This is a genomic window from Chryseobacterium sp. T20, assembly GCF_047345655.1.
Taxonomy (GTDB): Bacteria; Bacteroidota; Bacteroidia; order Flavobacteriales; family Weeksellaceae; genus Chryseobacterium.
The window spans coordinates 376,416-392,075 of record NZ_JBLFDU010000004.1; the positions used below are offsets into that span (position 1 = coordinate 376,416).

The 15,660-nt window shown below is 37.3% G+C and carries 15 protein-coding genes; 10 read left to right on the forward strand and 5 right to left on the reverse strand.

The window, feature by feature from the left end; translation table 11 throughout:
* Positions 1–193: 193 nt before the first annotated feature.
* Complete coding sequence (locus ACMA47_RS12965) at positions 194–763, reverse strand: membrane protein (protein WP_034693340.1); 570 nt, start codon at positions 761–763, stop codon at positions 194–196.
* Positions 764–912: 149 nt separating this feature from the next.
* Positions 913–1,410: a dihydrofolate reductase gene (locus ACMA47_RS12970; RefSeq protein ID WP_413930091.1), complete on the reverse strand. Its 498-nt coding sequence runs from the start codon at positions 1,408–1,410 to the stop codon at positions 913–915.
* A 73-nt stretch (positions 1,411–1,483) separates the two neighbouring features.
* Between ACMA47_RS12970 and ACMA47_RS12975 the strand changes: the two genes are divergently transcribed.
* The 5 genes from ACMA47_RS12975 (at position 1,484) to ACMA47_RS12995 (ending at position 5,926) form a co-directional block, all read left to right on the forward strand.
* On the forward strand, positions 1,484–2,089 hold the full coding sequence (locus tag ACMA47_RS12975; protein WP_034693337.1) for a LemA family protein: 606 nt from the start codon (positions 1,484–1,486) through the stop codon (positions 2,087–2,089).
* Between the two features lie 2 nt (positions 2,090–2,091).
* Positions 2,092–2,520 (forward strand): TPM domain-containing protein, encoded by a 429-nt coding sequence (locus ACMA47_RS12980; RefSeq protein WP_185103643.1) that lies wholly within the window; start codon positions 2,092–2,094, stop codon positions 2,518–2,520.
* Positions 2,501–3,316, forward strand: a complete 816-nt coding sequence (locus tag ACMA47_RS12985; protein WP_413930092.1) for a TPM domain-containing protein — start codon at positions 2,501–2,503, stop codon at positions 3,314–3,316. The genes ACMA47_RS12980 and ACMA47_RS12985 overlap by 20 nt, the downstream gene beginning before the upstream one ends.
* Before the next feature lie 198 nt (positions 3,317–3,514).
* The gene (locus ACMA47_RS12990; protein ID WP_034693331.1) at positions 3,515–4,036 is read left to right on the forward strand and encodes an NAD(P)H-dependent oxidoreductase; all 522 of its coding nucleotides are present in this window, start codon (positions 3,515–3,517) and stop codon (positions 4,034–4,036) included.
* A gap of 3 nt (positions 4,037–4,039) precedes the next feature.
* Entirely contained in the window at positions 4,040–5,926 is a 1,887-nt protein-coding gene (locus ACMA47_RS12995; protein WP_413930093.1) for a monovalent cation:proton antiporter-2 (CPA2) family protein, read from the forward strand.
* Between the two features lies 1 nt (position 5,927).
* Here ACMA47_RS12995 and ACMA47_RS13000 read toward each other — a convergent pair whose 3' ends face one another.
* Positions 5,928–6,755: a GIN domain-containing protein gene (locus ACMA47_RS13000; protein WP_413930094.1), complete on the reverse strand. Its 828-nt coding sequence runs from the start codon at positions 6,753–6,755 to the stop codon at positions 5,928–5,930.
* A 258-nt stretch (positions 6,756–7,013) separates the two neighbouring features.
* On the opposite strand from ACMA47_RS13000, the gene ACMA47_RS13005 reads away from it, so the two are divergent.
* Both ACMA47_RS13005 and ACMA47_RS13010 read left to right on the forward strand, forming a co-directional pair.
* Positions 7,014–9,155, forward strand: a complete 2,142-nt coding sequence (locus ACMA47_RS13005) for a M3 family metallopeptidase (protein WP_413930095.1) — start codon at positions 7,014–7,016, stop codon at positions 9,153–9,155.
* 242 nt (positions 9,156–9,397) lie between these two features.
* Positions 9,398–9,775 (forward strand): YchJ family protein, encoded by a 378-nt coding sequence (locus ACMA47_RS13010; protein ID WP_413930096.1) that lies wholly within the window; start codon positions 9,398–9,400, stop codon positions 9,773–9,775.
* A 217-nt stretch (positions 9,776–9,992) separates the two neighbouring features.
* On the opposite strand, the gene ACMA47_RS13015 is transcribed toward ACMA47_RS13010, so the two are convergent.
* Both ACMA47_RS13015 and ACMA47_RS13020 read right to left on the reverse strand, forming a co-directional pair.
* Positions 9,993–10,493: an FKBP-type peptidyl-prolyl cis-trans isomerase gene (locus tag ACMA47_RS13015; protein WP_034693319.1), complete on the reverse strand. Its 501-nt coding sequence runs from the start codon at positions 10,491–10,493 to the stop codon at positions 9,993–9,995.
* Positions 10,494–10,639: 146 nt separating this feature from the next.
* Positions 10,640–10,888: a VF530 family DNA-binding protein gene (locus tag ACMA47_RS13020; RefSeq protein ID WP_034693317.1), complete on the reverse strand. Its 249-nt coding sequence runs from the start codon at positions 10,886–10,888 to the stop codon at positions 10,640–10,642.
* A 107-nt stretch (positions 10,889–10,995) separates the two neighbouring features.
* Between ACMA47_RS13020 and ACMA47_RS13025 the strand changes: the two genes are divergently transcribed.
* The 3 genes from ACMA47_RS13025 (at position 10,996) to ACMA47_RS13035 (ending at position 15,540) form a co-directional block, all read left to right on the forward strand.
* Entirely contained in the window at positions 10,996–11,148 is a 153-nt protein-coding gene (locus tag ACMA47_RS13025) for a hypothetical protein (protein ID WP_413930097.1), read from the forward strand.
* A 147-nt stretch (positions 11,149–11,295) separates the two neighbouring features.
* Entirely contained in the window at positions 11,296–12,501 is a 1,206-nt protein-coding gene (locus ACMA47_RS13030; protein ID WP_413930098.1) for a metallophosphoesterase family protein, read from the forward strand.
* A gap of 3 nt (positions 12,502–12,504) precedes the next feature.
* Positions 12,505–15,540 carry an AAA family ATPase gene (locus ACMA47_RS13035; RefSeq protein WP_413930099.1) on the forward strand — a complete coding sequence of 1,012 codons (3,036 nt, stop codon included), beginning with the start codon at positions 12,505–12,507 and terminating at the stop codon, positions 15,538–15,540.
* Positions 15,541–15,660 lie beyond the last annotated feature (120 nt).

A 15,660-nucleotide genomic window follows, 5' to 3' on the forward strand; every position in this document is an offset into this window, starting at 1 on the left:
CAATGGGAGCTAACTGTTAATAGAATGTATTTGTTTTAAAATCATAGCTCCGGAGGAGCGACCTGTTAATTATTCTTTAATTTAATCGGACAACAATATTTAAAAGTATTTATTTGCTCAAAAGAAACTTTTAATTCCAAGAATAAAAAAAGTCCTGAAAAATTCAGGACTTTTATATTATATATTAGTTTAACTAGAAGAATTTTCCTCTGTTTCTCATATTCGGGTTATGCATGTGCTTCTGCATGGTTGGCATTTTCAACTGATCTTTCATCATTTTGATCTGATCCGTCATCATTCCTGCGCTGTCAAGTCTTTTTGCTTCTTCCAGCAACTTCTGACCTTCCTGCTTTCTTCCTTTAGAAATAGCTGCTGCTGCAAGATTTAAAGTAGCCATAGCTCTGTCGTGTTTCATATTCAAACCGTACTCCAACGCTTTCTTCATGAATGGTTCTACTTTAGCAGGGTGATCCTGAGCTTGTGTCAGTCCTGATAAATAGTGGAAATATCCATATTGAGTTTTATGAAGCTGTCCTTTATAATCTGTTATTTTGGATAACCATTCTCCGGCTTTTTCCATATTTTGTTTTCTCAATTGCCAGAATGCCAATAGGATGTACTCGTTTTTAAAGAAGAGTAAGATAGGAAATGCAGCTAGAAGAAAAACAACAATACCCCATCCAAGATTTCTTGTGAAAATCATCATATAAAGTCCTAACAGGATAAGAACTGCTGCTACTGCAATTTTTATGTATTTATTCATTATTAAATTTTAGAAGTGCAAAGATAATAAATTTAGAGCTTAAAGTTCAAAAAGTCAATTGTGAATGGTCAATTCGCTGCGCTTGTTAATTTTTATATCTGTAAGAAAATTCACGATTCACTTTGCGAAGCAAAATTAACTATTGACATCTAATCTTCTTTTTTAATTTTTTCAAACGTCTGGAAACAGAAATCATAGCCGTTCTTTTCATCTTTCTCATGGCAGATTTCGTTGGTCATTTTCCAGATTTTAGGATCTATTTTCGGAAAGTATGTATCAGCCTGAAGGTCTGCTTTCACCAAAGTAACTTCCAATCTGTCCACAACATCCATAGTCTGCTCATAGATATTTCCGCCACCGATAACAAAAACTTCTTCATCAATCTTTTTAGCAAATTTCAATGCTTCCTTGATGCTTCCTACAATAAGAATTCCTTCCTCAAACCAGTCTTTTTTTCTTGACACAACAATGTTGGTACGGTTCGGAAGAGCTTTTCCAATACTTTCATAGGTCTTTCTCCCCATAATAATCGGATGCCCGGAAGTAATATCTTTAAAATGTTTCAAATCTTTGGGAAGATGCCAAAGCAACTGGTTTTCAAAACCAATTTCGTTTTTCTCTCCCATTGCCACCACTATTGTTGTCATTCAAATAATTTTTTACAAAATTAGCACATAATTTGTATATTTGGTTAGCACAAAAAATTTAAAAAAATAAACTATGAAAAATAAAGGATGTCTGGGTGCAGGAACCATTGGTATTGCCCTTCTTATTATTGTTGCTATTCTATTCTTCTGGGGAAAAAGCGGATATAACAGCTTTGTCAACAAAGAACAGACCGTGAACGCAAAATGGTCTAATGTAGAGACTGTATATCAGAAAAGAGCGAACCTTATTCCTAACCTGGAAAGAACCGTAAAATCGTATTCAAAATTTGAGCAGGAAACTTTAACACAAGTTGTGGAAGCTCGTTCCAAAGCAACTTCCATCAATATTGATCCTACGAATATGACCGAAGCTGATCTGGCAAAATTCCAGGCAGCACAAGGAGAATTATCGGGTGCATTAAGCAGATTGATGGCTGTAGTAGAGTCTTATCCTAACTTAAAAGCAGACCAGCAGTATATCAACTTCCAAAGAGAATACACTGCTATCGAAAACAGTATCAGAACGGAAACGGTATACTATAACGATGCTGCGAAGGATTACAACACTTCCATCAAGACTTTCCCGAATAATATTCTGGCGAATTTCACCAACTTCAAAGAAAAACCTTATTTCAAAGCTGATGCAGGTGCTCAGAAAGCCCCTGAAGTATTCAAATAATAATGGGTAACTTCCTAACAAATCAACAGATCGCTTCCCTTGTGGAAGCGATTCAGTCTGCGGAAGATCATTCTACGGGAGAGATCAGAGTGCATATTGATTCCAACACGGAAAACCGTGATGCCAGAACTGCATTTGATGTTTTCAAAAAACTGGACATGGATAAAACGGCTGACAGAAATGCAGTGCTCTTCCATGTCAATTTCGAACAAAAATATCTTACCATCATTGGAGATATCGGAATTCATGAAAAAGTAAAACAGTCGTACTGGGATCATCTTCACGATTATATTACCGCTGAATTTGCCAAAGGAAATTATTATCAGGCGCTGAAAAGTGCCATCCTGGAAACAGGACTTGAACTCAAAAAACATTTTCCTGTAGAAGGAGAAAACCCAAACCAACTCCCAAATGAAATTACGTTCTCTTAAAATAGTATTTTCATTTTTACTACTCTGCTTTTACACTTTTGTATCAGCACAATACACTGTTCCCGAAAAGCCTGCAGTGCTCTATCCTGTTTTTGATGAAGCAGGATTGCTTTCTCAACAGGAAAAAGATGCGCTTAATAATAAACTGATCAAGTTTGCAGATTCTACCTCAACGGAAATTGAAGTAGTCATCATCCGCTCTACCAAAGGAGAAGATGTGAATTTTCTGGCAACCATGTTCGGTGAGAAATGGAAAATTGGAAAAAAGGGTGTTGATAACGGAGTGGTTTTCCTGATTGCCACAGAAGACAGGACCATGTCTATCCAGCAGGGGCGCGCTGTAGAACAATATCTTACCGCTTCAGTAGCAGGACAGATCTTAGATTACATCGTCACTCCAAATTTCAAGAAAGGACTTTGGTATGAAGGCATCAATGGTGGAACCTCAGCTATTATGGAGGCTGTTGAAGGAAAATTCAAACCTGTAGCCACAACAGCTCCTTCCGGTAATGGAAGTGCCTTTAAAGTTCTTATCATTGCTTTTATTATTTTCATCATCATTGCTATTCTTTTTGGAAACAGAGGTGGCGGACGTGGTGGAAATAATGATGACGATGATGATGTGATCATCACCAGAAGAGGGCGCAGAAATTATCCTGGCGGTTTCTTCCCATTCCCTGGCAGCTTCGGTGGAGGTGGCTTTGGTGGAGGAAGTTCCGGCGGAGGTGGCGGCGGATTCGGAGGCTTCGGCGGTGGTGGAAGTTTTGGAGGCGGTGGCGCATCCGGAGGTTGGTAAATTAACAATTCAATTGAAAATTTATATAGAAATCAGATCATCACGATCTGATTTTTTTATTTAAAAACCTAAAATAACCACAATTCTTTAACTTTTCTTAATGTTAAATTGATTTTTAGATATTAAAAAATTAATAAAACCTCATAAAAACTACCGTTTTTTCAATATTTTTTTCTTATATTTACTGAAAACAGGATTATGAAGAAGACGCTGGTAGTATTTGCACACCCTTATCTGGAGCACTCCAATTCGAATGTAGAGCTCATCAATTTCTACGTTCGCCACCAGCATTATACCCTAAGAGATCTTTACGAAGAATATCCTGACTTTCATATCGCTGCTTTCCGCGAAAGAAAGCGTCTTAAAAATTACGAACGTTTTGTGTTCCAGTTCCCACTGATATGGTTCGGAATGCCACCACTTCTCAGATTATGGATTGATGAAGTTTTCGACAGAGACTGGCTGAAAGAAGGTGAACATAATCCTCTGGAAGGAAAAGAAGTCTATATTCTGGTAACCACAGGTGGAAAAGAAAGATCTTTCAGCAAAACCGGCACTTATCAATATACCATAGATGAACTCATCAGCGGGCTTATTGTTTCATTAAAGGTTTTTAAAGCAGATATTAAGCATATCAAAATCGTATACGAAGCCAACAAGCTCTCTAAAAAAGAAATTATTTTACATAAAAAAGAATTTACAGAACTACTCAATCAATAGCATATGGAATCCAGCTTAGCGATGAACACATTAATTTTCCTCGGTGTAGCCATTATCATGGTTCCATTGGCCAGGAAATTTGGATTGAGTTCTGTCATCGGTTATATTTTAGGAGGAATTATCATAGGTCCTTATGCCCTTAAACTTACAGGAAACAATGTCAATGACATTATGCATGCCAGTGAGTTTGGAGTCATCATGCTTTTGTTTTTGGTAGGTCTGGAGCTCGAACCCCGAAAGTTCTGGGAAATGCGAAAGAAAATAATGGGGCTGGGATTATCTCAGATGGCTCTTACCATTCTTCTGCTTTTTCTGGTATTCACAACCGTTGGCTGGAGAGTAGACAAAGCAATTGCTATTGCCATGTGTTTTGCCCTATCTTCTACCGCCATTGTTCTGCAGACTTTACAGGAAAAAAATAATCTTAAGACCACCGCCGGAGAGGCTTCATTTTCTACTCTTCTGTTTCAGGATATTTCAGTGATTCCTATTCTGGCCATATTGCCTATTCTAGCCAATTATAAAGCCAAGCATCATGATAATGAAATTCAGATTCTGATCCAGAAACTCCCGGAATGGCTTCAGGCCGGAACGGTTATTTTCGGAGTAGCATTGCTTATTTTATTGGGTCGATATGTCTTTGTTCCTTTCCTGCGCTATGTTTCAAAATCGGGAATGTCAGAACTATTGACAGCTTCTTCGCTATTTCTGGTTATTGGAGTTTCGGAGCTGATGGTTGTGATTGGCCTTTCTCCTGCATTAGGAGCTTTCCTGGCTGGAGTCATGCTTGCCAACAGTGAATTCCGTCATGAGTTGGAAGCGCAGATCGATCCTTTTAAAGGGCTGCTTTTAGCTGTTTTCTTCGTAAGTGTAGGCTCTACCATTAATTTTAATATTATTCAGAAGGATCCCTTATTTATCTTCAGTACTGTTTTTGCGGTACTGGCTGTAAAATTTGTGGTTTTATATACTATTGGAAAATTTTTCAGGATAGATACTCCCCAAAGTCTTTTTTATGCCTTTGCCCTTTCTCAGGTAGGAGAATTTGCATTTGTACTGCTCAATTATGCATCAGATCTTTATCTTTTAGGTCCTGAAATGAATGCACAGATGATGGCTGTTACGGCAATCACCATGTGTATCACCCCTATTCTTCTGATCATCAATGACAAATTGATTACGCCAAAATTTATTAAAGAAATTCCTGAAGAGGAACACGATTATAATATTCTTGACAGCAACGTTACTCAAAAGAAAATCATCATTGTAGGTTTTGGGCATTTTGGAAGTACTGTGGGACGTCTTTTAAAAGCCAATAAAATACCTGCTACCGTTTTGGATCGTGATTCTGACCGTGTAAAACTGCTCAGAAGCTATGGTTTTAAAGTATATTATGGTGACGCAACGAGGATTCCTATTTTAAGAGCGGCAGGAATTGAAGATGCTGAAATTCTGGTTTTATGCCTTGATGATCCGGATGATAATAAGTTTATAGCAGAGCTTGTCCGTGAACATTATCCTAACGTCAAAATTTTCGTAAGAGCAAAAAACAGGATTGATGCCTATGATTATCTGAACAATGGCGTCAATCATATTTACCGTGAAACACTAGGAACAGCCGTGGATATGGCTGTGGATGTACTTCATGAAACCGGAATGAGGAAATATGCTGCAAGACGTCTTGGTCAAAGGTTTATGGCCATTGATAAAGCATCTGTACGGAAGCTGGCAAAAATGAAGGAAAATGATGATATTACCCTGTTTACCACAAAAGAAATCCTCCAGCGTGAGGAGGAATTATTAGCTTACGATAATCTTAATTTTGATAATAAAAACTGGGAAGGTTCCTCATCCACCGATGAAGAGGATGAGGAAGAATCCCAGGATTAGTTTATTGGATGTTTACGCTTCCACCACTGCTTTCGTCTTTTATCACACTCTTAAGCTCTCCTTTTTTCGAGATATCCACACTTCCACCGGATGAAGCACCTGCTTTCACACTGGAAACAGCACTTATGTGAACACTTGCTCCACTGGAAGCGTCTGCTTCTACATCATCAGCAATAACTCCTTTTGCAGAAACGCTACTGCCTGAAGAAGCACTTACGTCTACCTTTTTTGCTTTACCGGAAAGGTCCAGAGTTGATCCTGATGAAGATTCAATATCAAGGTTTACGGCCCATATTTTCCCATCGAAACTGCTGCTGCTGCTTACATTGATATCCATATCATTAGCTTCAAGATCTCCGGAAATGCTTCCTGCACTTGATGCTTCGATATCTGTTTTTTCCTGAGTAAATTTATCTTTTACAATGATTCTCGCAGCTGAATCCGCAACAAGCTTATTAAAATCTTTTGTATAAATTTTAGCTGTCACTTTGCTGATGTTCATTACTCTGATCCCCGGCTTATAATGAATGTGCAGTTTTCCACCATCATTTTCTACCAGAATTTCATCAATGATACTTTGTGGGGCTGAGATTTCAACTTTCTCGGTTTCAGATTTTATAACTTCTGCTTCAATGGCTTGTGAAACCTGAATTTCATCAAAATCTCCGTTAAATTCTTTATGCTGCATCGGGCCACTTTCTTTGCTCACTACTTTCTCTACCCAATTACTTCGGTCTCCTTCTCGGTCTCTGTTTCGGTTCTCATGTTTATCATTACATGAGGCTAATGCCGCTAAGGCTGAAAAAATAAATAAAGTCCTTGTTTTCATGCTTATTCCTTTTGTTAATTATTTTTGTTGGTTTCTTTAATTAAATGACAACTAATTTATAAAAAATATTACATTACATTTGAAAATACTGCAATTGTATGCAATACTGATTTTTCAGAAAAGGTATTTCCAAATTCAAAGGGACTGCACTGGTTCATTGTAAAACCCTTACAAAATGGGTTACATAAATACGTTCGCCAAAATACATTCTATGATGCAAGTTTTTAATATCTTTATGCTTTAATAACAACTATATTTATGAAGAATATTTCATCGGTATTATTAATTTCTGCCTTGGCGTTCAATCAATCTTGTACTACAATGAAACAGACCGATATTCAACAGGAGCTACCTGCACCTGATCCCTCTTTATCTTCAAATCCTTTTATGAAGAAGAGCAAGCTTCAGTACGAAGCTCCGGAGTTTGACAAAATCAAAAATGAACACTTCAAACCTGCTTTTAATTATGGTTTAAAGCAACATGAAGCTGAAATTATAAAAATTGCCAACAATCCGGCTGCCCCTACTTTTGAAAATACCATCGTTGCATTGGAAAAAAGTGGTGAAGTACTGAGAAGAGCACAAATTGTATTCTCAAACCTTACCAGCGCAAATACGAACCCTACTTTGCAGGCTTTGGATGAAGAATATGCATCTATTTTTGCTGCACATTCTGACAAACTGTACCTGAATGAAAATCTTTTTAAAAGAATACAATCCATCAAAGAAGATGGTCTGGATTCTGAAAGCAAAAGACTTTTACAATATTATAAGCAGAATTTTGAAATTGCAGGAGCTAACCTTTCTGCAGCTGATAAAGAAAAATTAAAGCAGCTCAATCAGGAGCTGGCTTCTCTTTCTACTCAATATGCCAACAAATTACTGGAAGCAAGAAAGCAGGGAGGTGTATTTTTCTCTGACGCGAAAGAACTTGACGGACTTTCTGCAGATGAAATTGCTGCAGCTGCAGCTGATGCCAAAACGGCAGGACAACCAGGAAAATATCTTCTGGCTTTACAAAATACAACCCAACAGCCTCTTCTTCAGAATTTAAAAAACAGAGCTACCAGAGAGAAGCTTTTCAAAGCTTCTTGGACCAGAGCTGAGAAAGGAGATGCCAACGATACGAGATCTACCATCGAGCAACTTGCTAAACTAAGATTAAAGAAAGCACAGATTTTAGGTAAGAAAAATTTTGCAGAATGGAAACTTCAGGATCAGATGGCAAAAACGCCTGAAGCGGCTACTAAACTGATGAACCAGATTGCTACTCCGGCAGTGGAAACAGCAAGACGTGAAGCAAAAGATATTCAGGATCTTATTGATCAGCAGAAAGGAGGTTTCAAAGTAGAACCTTGGGACTGGAATTTCTATGCGGAACAGGTAAGAAAAGCTAAGTTCGACCTTGATGAAAGTGAAATAAAACCTTATTTTGAAATCACAACTGTTCTTGAAAAAGGAGTTTTCTTCGCTGCTGAAAAATTCTACGGACTGACTTTCAAAAAAAGAACAGATCTTCCGGTTTACCATCCTGATGTAGTAACCTATGAAGTTTTTGATCATGATGGAAAATCTATCGCCATCTACTATCTGGATTTTTATACCAGAGATTCTAAAAATGGTGGAGCATGGATGAGTAATTTCGTTGAGCAATCTTATTTATTAGGAACAAAACCTGTAATCGTTAACTGCTACAATTATCAGAAACCGGCCCCGGGGAAACCTTCATTAATTAGCTATGACGATGTTTCAACCATCTTCCATGAATTTGGTCACTCTATTCACGGAATGTTTGCCAGCCAGAAATATCCTTCACTTTCAGGAACGAATGTACCGAGAGACTTCGTAGAATTCCCATCTCAGATCAATGAGCACTGGGCTTTAGATCCAGTTGTTCTGAAAAATTACGCTGTACATTATGAAACAAAACAGCCTATTCCACAGGCTTTGGTAGATAAGATCAAAAAGGCAGCTACATTCAATCAGGGTTATATGACTACAGAATTGGTTTCTGCTGCTGAACTTGATATGGATTGGCATACAGTAAGCAATGACAGCCAGTTTATTCCTGTTCTGGATTTTGAAAAGCAATCTTTAGCCAGCCATGGATTCAATTTGGCAACAGTTCCGCCAAGATATCACACTCCTTATTTTGCTCACATCTGGGGAGGTGGATATTCTGCAGGATACTATGCTTATTTATGGTCTGAAACATTGGATAACGATGCATGGGAATGGATCAGTAAAAATGGTGGTTTAACCAGAGAAAATGGTGACCGTTTCAGAAAATATATTCTTTCCGTAGGAAATTCTGTAGACCTGAACCAAGCATTCAGAGACTTCACAGGACACGATCCGGATATCAAACCTTTATTGAGAAACAGAGGGTTTATTAAATAAATCAAGGGAAGCATTCTTTAATTAGAGTGCTTCTTTTTTTATACATATTTGAGATAAATAAAATTCTCTATGTTTTGGCTGAAGCCGGGGGATTTTTGTTTATTTATTTTGAACGGGCTAAAGCCCGTTTCTATTGAATATATAATAATTCAACATATTAATTCCATTATAAAATTCAAATAGGCAGAAGTCCTTTCTAATGAGATTCATTATTTTTGCATTCAAAATTTAAAATACGATATATGAACTGTCCATGCTGTTCAGGAAAATCCTACGAAGAGTGCTGCAAACCTTATCATACCGGAGAAAAACATGCTCCTACCGCTGAAGCACTGATGCGCTCAAGGTTTTCTGCTTTCGCCATTCCGAATGGAGAATATCTGATGGAGACTACCCTTCCGGGAAAAAGAAAATACCATAATAAGAAAGATCTTCAGGAATGGGGAGAAATCAATCAATGGACAAAACTGGAAATCATCCGTACTCCGACTTTAAATCATGTAGAATTTAAGGCTTATTATACGGATCAGGATGGGCATCCACAAGTTCATCATGAGTTTTCTGTTTTTCAGAAAATGCATGAACGCTGGTATTATGTTTCTGGGGAATTTTTGGATTAGTAAAGCTGTTGAAGAAATATATTGTGGGGTACTGCTTTGCGTATAGAACCACCCCGTCAAAAATTCTTTGAATTTTCGCCACCCCTCCGGTGGAGGGGAATGCCAAGCATTCAATACCTATTGTAATCTTATAAATAAAAATGAGCCACAGATAATTCTATGGCTCATTTTTTATCTCTAAAAAATATCCGGAATAACCCGGACATTTTTTTATTTTTTAGTGAGCTTCGTTTCCGTCAACTCCGTGAGCGTGACCATGTGCCAACTCTTCTTCTGTTGCTGGACGAGTGTTTAAAACTTCCACCTGGAAATCTAAAACTTTCCCCGCCATTGGGTGGTTAAGGTCTGCCACTACAACTTCCGGAGTAATTTCTACTACAAAAGCCTGGAAGTTATTCCCTTGATTATCAGATAAAGGTAGAATAGCTCCTACTGGTGGAAGTCCTGATTCTTTGAACATTTCCACTGGTAATTGTGCAATAGCATCCGGTTGTCTTTCACCGTAAGCTTCTTCAGGCTGAATTGTAAAAGCAGCTGTATCTCCAGCTTTCAAACCTAGGATATTCTGTTCAAATTTAGGAATCATCATTCCCACACCATACAAAAATGTAAGCGGATTTTCTGTTGTTGTTTCTTCTACAAGAATCTTACTTCCATCTGGTTCGATAGTATGAAGTATATACTTTACAGCTACAACGTGATTGTTTTCGATTGTCATATTTTTTCTTTTTTTCGTGATTTTGTTTCACGATTAATAATACAAATATAATGTTTTTGAAATGATTCAGTGAGCCTGGAGATTGGAGGTTGGAAGAAGGAAGCTATGAAAGGCATAAAGAAAAGGAGATCTTCTTTTTACAGCCTTTATTTTTTTCTACTTTCATCTCTCTTTTTCTGTCTCAGCATAAAAAGGTACAGGCTCTCCACCTTTGTTCTGGCCCACGGTGTTTTTCGCAGAAACTTCAGGGAAGAGTTGATGCTTGGGTTATCTGTAAAACATTTTATATTGATCTGTTCGCCCAGCCTTTCAAAACCTTGATAGTATTCTACCAGTTCTTCAAGGATAGCATCCAGTCTTTTTCCGTGCAGAGGATCTTTGGATTGCTGTTCCATCTTTTTTTTGCAAAATTAATTGATTATAAGTTTATACGAAAATCTACACCTCTTCTTCCCTTTTTGTTTCTTATTTTTGAAGAAGCTATTTCTTACCCATAAAAAATATGAGCAAAAACAACGAAGCGAACAGGAAAAAAAATAAAAAGAAAATTGATCAGAAAAAACGTAAAATCCAAAATGCTGAAGCGGAAAGGAAAGCACGTTTAAAACAAATCCGGGAAGATTTCAAAGCAAGGGAAGCTGATGATAACTTATAAATTGCTTTTATCTGAAATTAAGGGAAACCTTATTTTTAAAATTTAAGTATTCTCTATCTTTACATTGTAATATCTGCAAAATAATTCTCTGCGAAACAAGTTGAAAATTACGCTGCATATACCCTTTTTAATTCTCAAATTTACATTATGAAAATCCTCCACACTGCCGACTGGCATTTGGGTAAACGTCTCGACCGTTTTTCTAGACTGGAAGAACAGGTTTTGGTTATGAATGAAATTGTTCAGATGGCCGACGAGCAAAACGTTGATTTAGTTCTCATTGCCGGAGATTTATTCGATAATTTTAATCCAAGTGTAGAGGCTGCTGAACTTTTTTATAAAACATTAAAACGTTTATCATTAAATGGTAAACGCCCTGTGATTGCTATTTCCGGCAATCACGATTCTCCCAGTTTAATTAATGCTCCCGATCCTCTGGCAAGGGAATGCGGGATTATTTTAATAGGCCATCCTAAAGCAGAGATAGCACCTTTTGGTACAGAATATTTTAACATTACCCGCTCAAAAGAAGGTTTTATCGAGCTGAAAATTGATGGAATAGATTTTCCTGTAAGAATTCTTCACACGCCTTTCGCAAATGAGATCCGATTAAAGGAATATTTTGGTGAAAATAAAGAGGAAGAAATCAACAAAGTCCTTTCTCAGACCTGGAAAAACCTTGCGGATCAGTTTTGTGATGATTCCGGAGTGAATCTTCTGACGGCTCATTTGTATATGAATAAAAGAGGTGCAGAAATTCTGGAAGAACCTGAAGGAGAAAAACCAATTAAGATAGGGAATGCAGATCTGATTTTTTCAGATAGTATTCCTGAGCAGATTCAGTATACAGCACTCGGTCACCTTCATGGTTTTCAGAATATCGGAACGAAAGAAAAACCTGTTATTTATTCATCCTCTCCCCTTTGCTACAGTTTCAGTGAAGCGGGACAGACGAAATATGTTTCCATTATTGATGCAGAGCCGGAAAAAGCCGTTTCCTACGAGAAGAAGCTCTTGAAAAGTGGCAGAGCTTTAGTCCGAAAAACATTTACCTCCATTGATGATGCTGTTCAGTGGCTGGGTGAAAATCCCAATACATTTATAGAACTTACGCTGGAAAGTGAGACTTTTTTAACGGCAGATGAAAGAAGATTAATCTATCAGTCCCACAACGGTATTGTTCACCTTATCCCCAAAGTAAAAAATCTGGAATTGTCAGAAGATCAAAACCATGAAATCAATTTGAGTCAGGATATTGATGTTTTATTTAAAGATTATTTTAAATCTAAAAATGGCGGGCAGGAAGCCAATGAAGAACTGATGAATTTGTTTAACGAAATTTTAAATGCATAAGCCATGATCCCTGTTCAATTAACTATCGAAGGACTTTACTCATACCAGGAGCGCCAGACGATTGATTTCAGAAATCTTACCGAAGCCGGACTGTTTGGTATTTTCGGAGCGGTAGGTTCCGGAAAATCATCAGTTTTAGAAGCTATTTCTTTTGCTTTATATGGAGAAACGGAGCGTTTGAACATGCGTGATAAAAGGGCTTATAACATGATGAACTTAAAATCAAACAGCTCTTATATAGAATTTGATTTTGTAAATTATGAGAATAAATTGTTCCGTGCTACCCGTGATTTTAAGCGAAATTCCAAAAAATTCGAAGAGGTAAAACCTAATGCTGTTACTTTTTATGAGAACATCAATGGAAAATGGATTCCTTTAGATCACTCGAATGCAGAAGCTATTATTGGGTTGAGCTATTCCAACTTCAAAAGAACCATCATTATTCCGCAGGGACAGTTCAAAGAATTCCTTGAATTGGGCGCTGCAGAGAGAACGAATATGATGAAGGAGATCTTCAATCTTCAAAAATTTGACCTCCAGAACAATGTTTCTGCACTTAATGTAAGGAACAGATCTGAACTGGATCAGCTGGAAGGGCAATTGAAAGGTTTTGAAGAAATCAACGAAGAGAAAATCCAGATTCAAAAAGAGCAGCTTGCCGAGGAACAGAAAAAGCTCTCAGAATCAAATGAAAAACTGGAAAAGGTTTCCCAATCCTATCAACAGTTGAAAAACTTAAAAAGTGACTTTGACAGTTTACAACAGAATAAAGAAAAATTCAATAAACTCTCAGAAGAAAAGCCTCAAATGGATGCTCTGGAAGCACAGACAGAATTATACGACCGTATTTTCAGGCTCTTCAACCCATTGATTATTGAGAAAAATAAGCTTTCAAAAGAGATTTCAGACAAGCGGAATGAGAAAGAACAGCAGATCAAAAGCCAACAGGAAACTGAAAAGGCTTTTACCATCATAAAAGAACAGCTTACGTCTCTTGAGCCGCAGTTTAAAGCATTAGAGCAATCCAGAGTTCAGGAAAACGATTTGAATCTTATCATTCAGATTCTGACGTTTTCTCAGGAGATCAAAATTCTGAATGAAAGAACTCAGAAAGGTTCAGAAAAAGTAAAAGAAGTAGATTTTCATAAAGAGAAAATTCAAAAGACCATTGATGAACTTTCTGTACAGATTAAAAGCTTAAAGGAACAGAAACTTGACTCTGCCCTGCTTTCTGAAGTGGGCAACTGGTTTATTCAACACAAGAATCTAAAAAAATCACTGCAGGAACAAACTGAAAAGATTGGGAAACATCAAAAGCAGATCGGAGAAATTGCAGAAGAATTGAAGCCTTTTGCTTACAACGAAAATTATAAAGAAGATTTCAGAATCAGAAAAGAAACCTTAGAAACTCAAAAAAAAGAACTTTCCCAGAAACTGGATCATCTCAAAATACAAAAAGAGCTTTCCCGTTTTGCCAGTGAGCTTCATGACGGTGAAAACTGCCCTCTTTGTGGATCTAAAGAGCATCCGCATATTGTGGAATTTCATGATGTGAATGCTGAGTTGAAGGAAATTCAGGAGAAAATAACTTCTGTGGAACAGGAAACAATTGGTCTTCAAAAGCAGGAATCAGAAATTGACAAAATTCTGGACCGTAAAAAAATCTTTGAGGAACAGCTTCTTTCGGAACAGAAAATCGTTCTTCAGATCCAAAAAGATCTTGAAAATCATATTCTGAATTTTACATGGAAAACATTCTCTCCTGATCAGGAAGAAGAGTTTGAGAAAAAACGTTCAGATTCATTCACTTTAGAAAAAAAGATTGAAGAAACTGAACGGAATATAGCTTTGGAAAGAGACAATCTTGACAGGGAAACCAAAACTCTGGAAAAATACAAGAGCGCTCTGGAAGCCTTCCGTTTAGAAGAAGTTTCGAAACAGGAACAGATCAATATCAGCCGTTCCGGTCTTAAAATCCTGGACTGGAATCTGTATGTCCAAAAGGAAAAATCTGAGATTGAAGAAATTTATCAAAAGCTGGTACAATCCAACAAGGAAACTGAAGAAAATTACCAGAAGGCATTGGAACAGGAAAAAATTCTTTCTCCAAAACTGGCAGAGCAAAAAGCCATTGTCAGCCAGTCTGAAAAACAGATTACAGAACTTGAAAAGGAAATTTCCGGGAATGAAGAGGCTATTGTAAAGGCATTATCAGATCAAAAATTCACAGAGTTCAAAGAGGTTGAGCATATTTTACTTCAGGAAATTGATGTTCAACTGGTGAGAGCTAAAGTCCAGCATTTCAAAGTTGAATTTGAAGCTTTAAAGAAATTCATTGGAGAGCTTGAATTAAAACTGAAAGGATTTTCATTCGACAATGAACAGTTTTCTCTGACCGAAAAGCAATTTAAGGAAGCACAAACCGAACAAAAACAGATCAGTGATTCTGTAGTCACAAAAACCGCTGAAATAGACCGACTGGAAAAAGAGTTTGTGAAAAAAGAGGAACTTCTGAAAGAACTCACAAAGCTTCAGAAACGTTCCGAAAATCTGAAGATCATGATGAATCTGTTCAAAGGAGCAGGTTTTGTACAATATGTTTCGTCTATTTATCTGAGACAGCTTTGTGATCATGCCAATGTACGTTTTCACCGCATGACCAGAAATCAACTGAGCCTTCAACTCAATGAAAATAACGATTTTGAAATCATCGATTACCTCAACGAAGGAAAAAGCAGAAGTGTCAAAACGCTTTCCGGAGGGCAGGCCTTTCAGGTATCATTGAGTCTCGCTCTGGCTCTGGCAGAAAGTGTTCAGGCCAACGCACAGGCAGATAAGAATTTCTTCTTTATTGATGAAGGTTTCGGAACTCAGGATACGGAATCGGTGAATATCGTATTTGAAACGCTCACCAATCTGATGAAAGAAAACAGAATCGTGGGAATTATTTCGCACGTGGAAGAACTGAAAGAGAAAATTCCTACAGCACTCAATATTATTAAAGACGAAGAAAGAGGAAGTCTGATCGAGATTGTATAAGCAGTTTTCAATTGTAAACTTCTTTCCTTGAAAGTACACTTAAGCTATGAAATTTTTTGATTTTCTGCTTAAGTGTATTTTTTTATGCCTCATTTCATTACATTTGAATGAAAAAGAATC

Bases quoted from the DNA above. Each gene is read 5' to 3' on its own strand.
- ACMA47_RS12995 (WP_413930093.1), top strand. From the start codon at position 4,040: ATGGAATCCAGCTTAGCGATGAACACATTAATTTTCCTCGGTGTAGCC.
- ACMA47_RS13005 (WP_413930095.1), top strand. From the start codon at position 7,014: ATGAAGAATATTTCATCGGTATTATTAATTTCTGCCTTGGCGTTCAAT.
- ACMA47_RS13020 (WP_034693317.1), bottom strand. From the start codon at position 10,888: ATGGAACAGCAATCCAAAGATCCTCTGCACGGAAAAAGACTGGATGCT.
- ACMA47_RS13035 (WP_413930099.1), top strand. From the start codon at position 12,505: ATGATCCCTGTTCAATTAACTATCGAAGGACTTTACTCATACCAGGAG.
- ACMA47_RS13000 (WP_413930094.1), bottom strand. From the start codon at position 6,755: ATGAAAACAAGGACTTTATTTATTTTTTCAGCCTTAGCGGCATTAGCC.
- ACMA47_RS12970 (WP_413930091.1), bottom strand. From the start codon at position 1,410: ATGACAACAATAGTGGTGGCAATGGGAGAGAAAAACGAAATTGGTTTT.
- ACMA47_RS13010 (WP_413930096.1), top strand. From the start codon at position 9,398: ATGAACTGTCCATGCTGTTCAGGAAAATCCTACGAAGAGTGCTGCAAA.
- ACMA47_RS12980 (WP_185103643.1), top strand. From the start codon at position 2,092: ATGGGTAACTTCCTAACAAATCAACAGATCGCTTCCCTTGTGGAAGCG.
- ACMA47_RS12965 (WP_034693340.1), bottom strand. From the start codon at position 763: ATGAATAAATACATAAAAATTGCAGTAGCAGCAGTTCTTATCCTGTTA.
- ACMA47_RS13030 (WP_413930098.1), top strand. From the start codon at position 11,296: ATGAAAATCCTCCACACTGCCGACTGGCATTTGGGTAAACGTCTCGAC.
- ACMA47_RS12985 (WP_413930092.1), top strand. From the start codon at position 2,501: ATGAAATTACGTTCTCTTAAAATAGTATTTTCATTTTTACTACTCTGC.
- ACMA47_RS12990 (WP_034693331.1), top strand. From the start codon at position 3,515: ATGAAGAAGACGCTGGTAGTATTTGCACACCCTTATCTGGAGCACTCC.
- ACMA47_RS12975 (WP_034693337.1), top strand. From the start codon at position 1,484: ATGAAAAATAAAGGATGTCTGGGTGCAGGAACCATTGGTATTGCCCTT.
- ACMA47_RS13025 (WP_413930097.1), top strand. From the start codon at position 10,996: ATGAGCAAAAACAACGAAGCGAACAGGAAAAAAAATAAAAAGAAAATT.
- ACMA47_RS13015 (WP_034693319.1), bottom strand. From the start codon at position 10,493: ATGACAATCGAAAACAATCACGTTGTAGCTGTAAAGTATATACTTCAT.